Annotated in this window: 7 protein-coding genes; 2 read left to right on the forward strand and 5 right to left on the reverse strand. The window is 62.6% G+C overall.

Going from position 1 to position 7,902, the window contains the following annotated elements:
- The 5 genes from AC1DWF_RS28365 to AC1DWF_RS28385 all read right to left on the reverse strand — a co-directional run.
- On the reverse strand, positions 1–444 hold a 444-nt coding region (locus tag AC1DWF_RS28365), incomplete at its 3' end, for a DUF1214 domain-containing protein (RefSeq protein ID WP_476842330.1).
- Positions 423–908, reverse strand: a complete 486-nt coding sequence (locus tag AC1DWF_RS28370; protein ID WP_476842331.1) for a DUF1254 domain-containing protein — start codon at positions 906–908, stop codon at positions 423–425. The genes AC1DWF_RS28365 and AC1DWF_RS28370, both read right to left, overlap by 22 nt.
- Positions 909–923: 15 nt before the next feature.
- Complete coding sequence (locus AC1DWF_RS28375; protein WP_476842332.1) at positions 924–1,598, reverse strand: DUF1214 domain-containing protein; 675 nt, start codon at positions 1,596–1,598, stop codon at positions 924–926.
- A complete protein-coding gene (locus AC1DWF_RS28380) occupies positions 1,598–2,329 on the reverse strand; it encodes a DUF1254 domain-containing protein (RefSeq protein ID WP_476842334.1) in 732 nt (243 codons plus the stop codon). Before AC1DWF_RS28380 ends, AC1DWF_RS28375 begins: the two co-directional genes overlap by 1 nt.
- Before the next feature lie 412 nt (positions 2,330–2,741).
- The gene (locus AC1DWF_RS28385) at positions 2,742–4,331 is read right to left on the reverse strand and encodes an ABC transporter substrate-binding protein (RefSeq protein WP_476784854.1); all 1,590 of its coding nucleotides are present in this window, start codon (positions 4,329–4,331) and stop codon (positions 2,742–2,744) included.
- A 297-nt stretch (positions 4,332–4,628) separates the two neighbouring features.
- Between AC1DWF_RS28385 and AC1DWF_RS28390 the strand changes: the two genes are divergently transcribed.
- Together AC1DWF_RS28390 and msrP are read left to right on the forward strand one after the other, a co-directional pair.
- Positions 4,629–6,680, forward strand: a complete 2,052-nt coding sequence (locus tag AC1DWF_RS28390; RefSeq protein WP_476842333.1) for an elongation factor G — start codon at positions 4,629–4,631, stop codon at positions 6,678–6,680.
- 176 nt (positions 6,681–6,856) lie between these two features.
- Complete coding sequence (msrP, locus tag AC1DWF_RS28395) at positions 6,857–7,816, forward strand: protein-methionine-sulfoxide reductase catalytic subunit MsrP (protein ID WP_476784856.1); 960 nt, start codon at positions 6,857–6,859, stop codon at positions 7,814–7,816.
- The last annotated feature ends 86 nt before the right edge of the window (positions 7,817–7,902 follow it).

Consider the following 7,902-nt stretch of genomic DNA (forward strand, 5'->3'; position numbering starts at 1 on the left):
GAACTGGACGGCAACGGAGCTGTCCGCGGCCTTTTTGGCTGTGACGCTGTTCAGCGAATAGGCGTTGAGCGGGTTCTTCTGGAGATGGCCGGTGGCGTCGTAGACGATGACCGACCAGAAGGCATCGACCGGCACGTTGCCCGGGATATCCAGCCGGTAGGTCGTCGCACCATCGTTTTTGGCCGGAGTGACGTTGAGATAGATGGCGTCCTTGTCGGGGTTGAGTCCCCAGGCCGATGCCGTGCCGATCAGGTGCCTCACCGGATCGACCTCGCCCCTGCGGCCGCCGGCATTCCTGAGGTCGGGCAGCGTGTCGTTGAGCGCCAGGAGCGCATCGCGCACCTTCTTCTGGCTTGCTTGATCCCAATTGGGCAGTTCGAGCTTGCCCGGCCCGCCTGGTTGCTCGACCTTGACTGCATCCTTCAGCGCGCGGGTTCGGTCCATGTCAGCGGGATCGCCAGGGTCGACAGGATGCGGACGCCCGCAAACAGGTAGCGCGTCCCGACCTTATCTCTGGCGAAGGTGTGCGCGCCAGGACCGTAGTCGACTTCCAGCGCGTAGTGGTCCTCGTCGATGATCAGCAGCGACATGAAGCGCTTGCCGGCATCGGGCATGGTGATCGTGACCGGCCCGGCATCGAGATCGAACACGGCAAGCGAGTAAAGCGTGTCGCGGTTGGGGCGCACGCCAGTGTTCTCGAGCGGCAGGTCGCGCAGGTGGTTGAACTTGCCGAGGCTGCCCTGGCTGGCGAAGAGCGCGAAATACATATCCGTCTCGGCGCGTATGAAGTTATCGGCTGTGACCGCGACGGCATTGCCAACCGGTGGGGCGGGTTGCGTCTGCGCGAGTGCGGGATGGGCCGCCACGAGCAGCAAGCTCGCGCAGACTTGAACGAGTAAGTTTTTCATTTCTTCTCTCCGCATTCACTGGGCAGCGATACGCTCGATATCAGGCAGCACCCAAACCTGGTCGAAGAACGGCTTTTCCGGGCCGTACAGTCGGAACAATACCTCGAACCTGCCGTCCGGGTTCGTCGGCACCCAGTTGGCATCCTTGCCGGTCGGCGCCTTCGGCCCGAAATATACGTCGACCGATCCGTCGGCGTTCTTGACCAAGCCTTGCGTAGTGGAAGCGCGGCTTGAGTAAGGCATGTCGCGTATCAGCGCATGCGTGGCGCGGTCGTAGACGGTGGCTGACCAGTAGAGCTTCACCGGCGCCTCGGCGGGTACCGTCAGCTTGTAGCTGCCACTGCCGTCGAGGGGCTTTCGGTCCTTGTCCCGGATCGTCATCAGATAATACTGCCCCGCGCCCAGATGTTTGGCGCTGAAGTAGGCCATCGAATAGGCGACGCCGCGTCCGTCGACCGGATAGGCATCCGGATCGGCAAAGTTGGTCATCATGCCTTCGGACACCCCCGGCAGCGCGGGAAGCACCCATTGCATTCCTTCGTTGAACGATGTGGTGAAGACGCCTTCGTAGCGGTGATCGAGCTCGGCGTGGGCCTCGCTGGCCGCCTGTTTCAGGATCGCCTGGGTTTTCTCGTCGGGAGCGAACGACTTGCCTTTCTCGATGCCGATCGACTTCAGCATATCGATCATCACCTTGTCGCGCTCGATCCAGGGCTCGTACTGRACGAAGCGGTCGAGCGACTGGAAGAAGCGCAAATGTAGGGAATGGTGCTGTCGTAGACAACGTCGATCGCATCGACGAATTTGGTGGATGGTGGGCTGGCTGCCTGAGACAGTGGGTAGACTTTCACACGCTTGCCATACTCGACCGCCTTGGCGACGTCGGCGGCGCTGCCGCTCGCCACGTTGGAGCGCAACAAGGCGTAACTCTGGTAGGTCGCCGACTGAAGCGCAATGTAGCCGTCAGGCGTCTTCACCTTGTAGCCGGGAGGCAGGATCAGGTATTTTCCGCCAGCTCCCTTGTCGACGCCGGCCGGCCCGACATCTTCCAGTCCCGTCTGCCAGCCATCGTCGATACTGCCGGTAATTGAGCCTTCGGGACCAGCCGGCGGGATCTCCATCACCATCGGGCCAACGTCCTTGGTATCGAAGAAGGGCATCAGGTAGATGACATCGGGATTGGGGGTGAGGGTCTGGTTCTTCCAGTCCGGCAGACCTGACCAGTAGACGATCTCGTTGTCCTTGGCGCCCGCCTTCAGCCCCGCCTGAAGCATCAGATCGAAATTGACCGCCGGCATGCCCCAGATGACGGCGTCAACGGCACGCCGCTCCACAGTGCGCTGCGCAAGTTCGTCGGCGGAACGGTCCTGGGCCTGCGCGGGGAGAGACGCGAAGACCAAGGCAACCGCTCCGAGCAACATTTTGTTCACGGCACTTCGCCACTGTCATCGTCGCAGCGTTTCAGGCACATGAACTCGGGCAAGTTCGCCTGACGCTCTGGTTGGAATATCGCACCGAAGCTTGCCCCTGAACAGCGGTCGCAACCGCACTTGAATGGCCGGAGGCTGCGACGCTTTGGGAACTTGATGCTTCCGCCCAAGCGCTCACTTCCAATCCATTTTTTGTGGTTGAACCAGCAAATTGCGGCAGGCCGCTGAGGACGGCGTCGGCATAGCTGTCAGGGGTCAGATCGCGTCGGGCGCACTGGCATCGCGCACGCAGTCTTTCCGCCGCGCCAGGGCTGCTCCCGGCGGTCCGCAGCTCCAGCGACTTCTTGCCTGGGAATTCGAGGCGTGAGGTCTACCCACTAGCGGCAGACCTCACGTCCTGCGCTCAGGCGTTCGCCCAGCACTTGGTCAGTGCATGGCCGCCCATCAGCTCGCCGTTGGGATCGTCGACCCAGCCGCCGACCTTGGTGCCGGTCGCGTCGATGTAGTTGTTGAACATCGGCACGATGACGCCGCCCTCGTCGCGCAGCATCACGGCAGCCTGCCGGTAGAGATCCTTGCGCTTGGCCTGGTCGAGCTCGCCGCGGGCGGCGAAGATCAGCTTGTCGAAGTCTTCACGCTGGAAGCGCGTGTCGTTCCACTCAGCCTTGGAGAGATAGGCGATGGAATAGACCTGATCCTGCGTCGGCCGCCCGGTCCAGTAGGACATCGAGAAGGGTTGCTTGTTCCACACCTCCGACCAGTAGCCGTCGCCGGGCTCGCGCTTGACCTCAAGCGTGATGCCGGCCTTGGCCGCACTTTGCTGATAGAGCTGGGCGGCATCGACCGCACCGGGGAACGCGACATCGGAGGTGCGCAGCAGAACCGGCCCGCTGTGGCCCGATTTCTTGTAGTGGAATGCCGCCTTGTCCGGATCGTATTTACGCTGCTCGATGTCGTCAGCAAACATCGCATAGGCCTTGGTCACCGGCATATCGTTGCCGATCGAGCCGTAGCCGCTCAGGATTTTCTGCACCATCTCCTCGCGGTCGACGGCGTATTTCAGTGCGAGCCTCAAGTCGTTGTTGTCGAAGGGGGCAGCGTTGCAGTGGGCAATGAAAACATAGTGCCCCTTGCCCGGCACGTTGCGGATTTCAACGCCCGGCACGCGCTTGATCAGGTCGACGATCTTGGGTTCGACACGGTTGATCATGTCGACCTGGCCGCCCTGAAGTGCCGATGTACGGGCCGTCGCGTCGTTGATGACGACGATTTCGATCTGGTCGGCATGACCGCGCTTGTCGGTGCCCCAATAACCCTTGTGCAACTCGCCGACGTGGCGCACGCCGGGCTCGTTGACCACGACCTTGTAGGGTCCGGTGCCGATGCCTTCGGTCGGCTTGTCCTTGCCGCCATTGGGCTGGATCATCAGGTGATAGTCGCTGACCACGTAGGGAAGGTCGGCATTGGCCTCCTTGAGCTGGATGACGACATAGTCGCCATCGACCTTCACGCTGTCGAACTGGCTAACGAACGCAAGCGCCGCCGATTTCGAATTGGCGTCGGCATGGCGCTCCAGCGTCGCCATCACATCTGCCGGCGTCAGGTCTTTGCCATTGTGGAAAGTCACGCCCTTGCGGATCTTGAAATGCCAGGTCTTGGCGTCGTCGGAGGCTTCATAGGACTCGGCCAGCCGGGGCTCAATCTCGCCTGCCGGCGACACTTCCAGCATCTGTTCGCCCCAGCTGCGTCCCAGCGTATAGGGCACTTGGCTCGCCCAGCTTGCCGGATCGAGGCTGTCAGTGGCGGCACCGCCAACCATGCCAGCCTTCAATATGCCACCCTTGACCGGGGCCTGCGCCCGCGCGGCACTGCCAAGCAGAGTATTGGCCGACAAGGCAGTGACGCCAAGGGCTGCGGCGCGGCCGAGAAAGTCGCGGCGCGACAGCCGCCCGCTGACCACGAGGCGGCTGAGATGATCGAGTTCACTGGACATTCGACTACGTTCCTCCTGATGGGCGCGACTTGATGTCGTCATTGTTCCCGCCTCCGATATTGATTTGCAGCGGTATCGGCTCAGCGCGCTGGAAGCGACATCGGATGCCGCTTTTGGAGTTCAGCACATTTTGGTTGCCGTTGGGTGAAGCTCGACAAGCCTTCCTCTTGCCCTGCCTTCAAAGCCGTGTGACGATGCGTTCGAACGGGAGGAACTGCACCAACGTTGTTACCCGCGACGGCCGAACAGGCCGGCCGCCGCATTCAGGGAAAAATGCCTGAGTGGAGGTCAGCTCTCATGGGTAGTCGCGCCGGAGGAAGACGCACGGGACCGAAGTGCATTGCCATCGTCGGTCCCTTTGCCAGCGGTAAAACCACACTTTTTGAAGCCCTTCTCGCCCGCACGGGCGCCATCCCCAAGCAGCAGCCGGTTTCGTCCGGCAGCACCGTCTCCGACCATTCCGCCGAGGCCCGGGCGCATGCCATGAGCGTCGAGGCGGTCTTCGCCACCACCCAGTTCATGGGCGAGAGCATCACCTTCGTCGATTGCCCAGGCTCGGTCGAGTTCGCCTTCGAGGCTGAACCGGTGCTTGCCGCCTGCGATCTCGCGGTCGTCGTCGTGGAGCCCRACGAGAAGAAGATCCCCGCTTTGCAGGTCATCATGCGCAAGCTCGACGAGCTCGGCATCCCGCGCATCCTGTTCCTCAACAAGATCGACAAGGCGACATCAGGCGTGCGCGACACGCTGAAGCTTTTGCAGCCGGTCAGCCGGGCCCCGCTCTTGCTACGCCAGATCCCGCTGCGCAAGGACGGCGTCATCGTCGGCTCGATCGACCTGGCGCTTGAGCGCGCCTACATCTACCGCGAATACGCCGCAAGCGAGATCGCCGACATTCACAGCGACGACAAGGCGCAGGAACTCGAAGCGCGCTTCGCCATGCTCGAAACCCTTGCCGACCATGACGACCAGCTGATGGAACAATTGCTCGAAGAGATCGAGCCTCCCAAGGACGCGATCTTCGACGACCTCGCCGCCGATCTGCGCGATGGCACCGTCACCCCGGTGCTCATCGGCTCGGCCGAAAAGGGCAATGGCACGCTGAGGCTGCTCAAGGCCATCCGCCATGACGCACCCGATGTCGAGGCGACACGCAAGCGGCTTGGCCTGGGCGACGGCAATGCGTCCGTGGTTCAGGTGATGAAGACCATACACACCTCGCATGCCGGCAAGCTGTCGGTGTCGCGCATTCTCTCTGGTCAAGTCACCGATGGCGCCGAACTCTGGCTCAACGCAACCGACACCGCCAAGGTCTCGGGCATCTACCGCATGCTTGGCAAGGATCAGTCCAAGCTTGCCACTGCCGGTGCCGGCGACACGGTGGCACTCGGCAAGCTCGACAATGTCTCGACCGGCCAGACTCTGACCTCGGCCAAAGGCGGCACCAAGCCGCTGGTCAGCCTCGCGCCGCCGAAGCCGGTCTATGCCTTCGCCCTTCGCCCCAAGGAGCGCAAGGACGAGGTCAAGATGTCGGCGGCGATCCAGCGCCTTGCCGAAGAAGACCCTTCGCTCACCTTGCACCACAATCAGGATTCTGCCGAGACGGTGCTGTCGGGCCATGGCGAGATGCATTTGCGGGTCGTGCGCGAGCGGCTCGAAGGACGCAATCAGATCGCCGTCGAAGGCCATGCGCCGGCGGTTCCCTATCGCGAAACCATTCGCAAGTCCGTCCAGCAGCGCGGCCGCCACAAGAAGCAGTCCGGCGGTCACGGCCAGTTCGGCGACGTCGTCATCGAGATCAAGCCGCTGCCGCGCGGTTCGGGCTTCGAGTTCACCGACACCATCACCGGCGGTGTCGTGCCCAAACAGTACATCCAGTCGGTTGAAGCAGGCGCGCGCGAGTTCCTCAAGACCGGCCCGCTTGGCTTTCCGGTTGTCGATATCGCGGTCAACCTGTCGGACGGCTCGTTCCACTCGGTCGATTCCTCCGACATGGCCTTCCAGATGGCGGCCAGGATCGCAATGAAGGAAGGCATGCCAAGCTGTTCGCCGGTGCTGCTCGAACCTGTCATGAAGGTCGAGATCTTCACGCCGTCCGATGCCACAGCGCGCATCATCGCGCTGGTGCCGCAGCGCCGCGGTCAAATCCTCGGCTATGACGCTCGTTCGGGCTGGCCCGGCTGGGACGTGGTCGAGGCGACCATGCCGCAATCGGAGATCGGCGACCTGATCATCGAGCTACGCTCGGCAACCGCTGGTGCTGCCACCTACCGCGCCGACTTCGACCATATGGCCGAGCTCACCGGCCGCCTCGCCGACGAGGCGATGCAGTCAGGCGGCAAGGCTGCCTGAACACGTAGACCGGCCGGCGTCACCGCCGCCCGGTCCTCCTCTTCACAGTCTCTTGATGACCAGTATCGGCCATGCGCTGTAACAACGGGCCGTTCGCACTCGTATGTGAAGGCATTACCGTTGATTTCGCATCCGGCCCGGCCGAACTTAGGGCTTGGCTGAGGGGAGAACCACTGATGGCATTCATACATCGCCGCCCGTCCTGGGCGATATCGGAAGCTCTGGCCACGCCCGAAGAGATATTCCTCAACCGCCGCACCATTCTGGCTGGCATGGGCCTTGGCCTCGCCGCTGCTGCCCTGCCCCGGCGAGCACGCGCCGAAGACGCCGACCCCACAGCCGATCTCTATCCCGCCAAGCCGAACACGGCCTACAAGCTCGACCGGCCGCTGACGCCCGAAGAGATCAACGCCAACTACAACAATTTCTACGAATACGGCACCTACAAGGAGATCGCAGCCAACGCCCAGCAGCTCAAGACGCGGCCTTGGGAAGTCGAGATCGGCGGCCTTGTCGACAAACCGATGACGCTTGCCATCGATGACCTGATCCGCAAATTCCCGCTGGAGACGCGGCTCTACCGCCACCGCTGCGTCGAGGCCTGGTCGATGACCATTCCGTGGAGCGGCTTTCCGCTCAAGTCCCTGGTGGCGCTCGCCAGTCCGAAAGCGGACGCAAAATTCATCCGTTTCGAAACCTTCCTCGATCCTGCCATGGCGCCCGGCCAGAACGACTTCGTCTACCCCTGGCCCTACATCGAAGGCGTCACCATCGAAGAAGCTGCGCTCGACCTGCCCTTCCTCGTCACCGGGGCCTACGACAAGCCGCTGGCCAAGCAGTTCGGCGCGCCGCTGCGGCTCGCCTTGCCGTGGAAGTACGGTTTCAAGTCGATCAAATCGATCCGGAAGATCGACTTCGTCGCCGAACAACCTGTCGGCCTGTGGGAAGCGATCCAGCCGAGCGAATATGGCTTCTGGGCCAATGTGAACCCCGAGATTCCTCACCCACGCTGGAGCCAGGCCAAGGAACGCGTACTGGCCACCGGCGAGCTGGTGCCGACCCAGCTGTTCAACGGCTACGCGGCCGAGGTGGGCCAGCTCTACGCGGGCCAGGACCCTGCCAAGCTCTACATGTGAGCGACAAGTCAGCGACTGTCAGGACAAATCAAAAGCGGCACTCGAGCAAATCCTCGAGTGCCGCTTTTTGCGGACCGTTCCGGGGA

It is taken from the genome of Aminobacter sp. P4_D5, from assembly GCF_056401815.1.

Excerpts from the sequence above, each read along its gene's own strand:
- AC1DWF_RS28375 (WP_476842332.1), bottom strand. The coding sequence starts at position 1,598 with ATGATCGATATGCTGAAGTCGATCGGCATCGAGAAAGGCAAGTCGTTC.
- msrP (WP_476784856.1), top strand. The coding sequence starts at position 6,857 with ATGGCATTCATACATCGCCGCCCGTCCTGGGCGATATCGGAAGCTCTG.
- AC1DWF_RS28385 (WP_476784854.1), bottom strand. The coding sequence starts at position 4,331 with ATGTCCAGTGAACTCGATCATCTCAGCCGCCTCGTGGTCAGCGGGCGG.
- AC1DWF_RS28370 (WP_476842331.1), bottom strand. The coding sequence starts at position 908 with ATGAAAAACTTACTCGTTCAAGTCTGCGCGAGCTTGCTGCTCGTGGCG.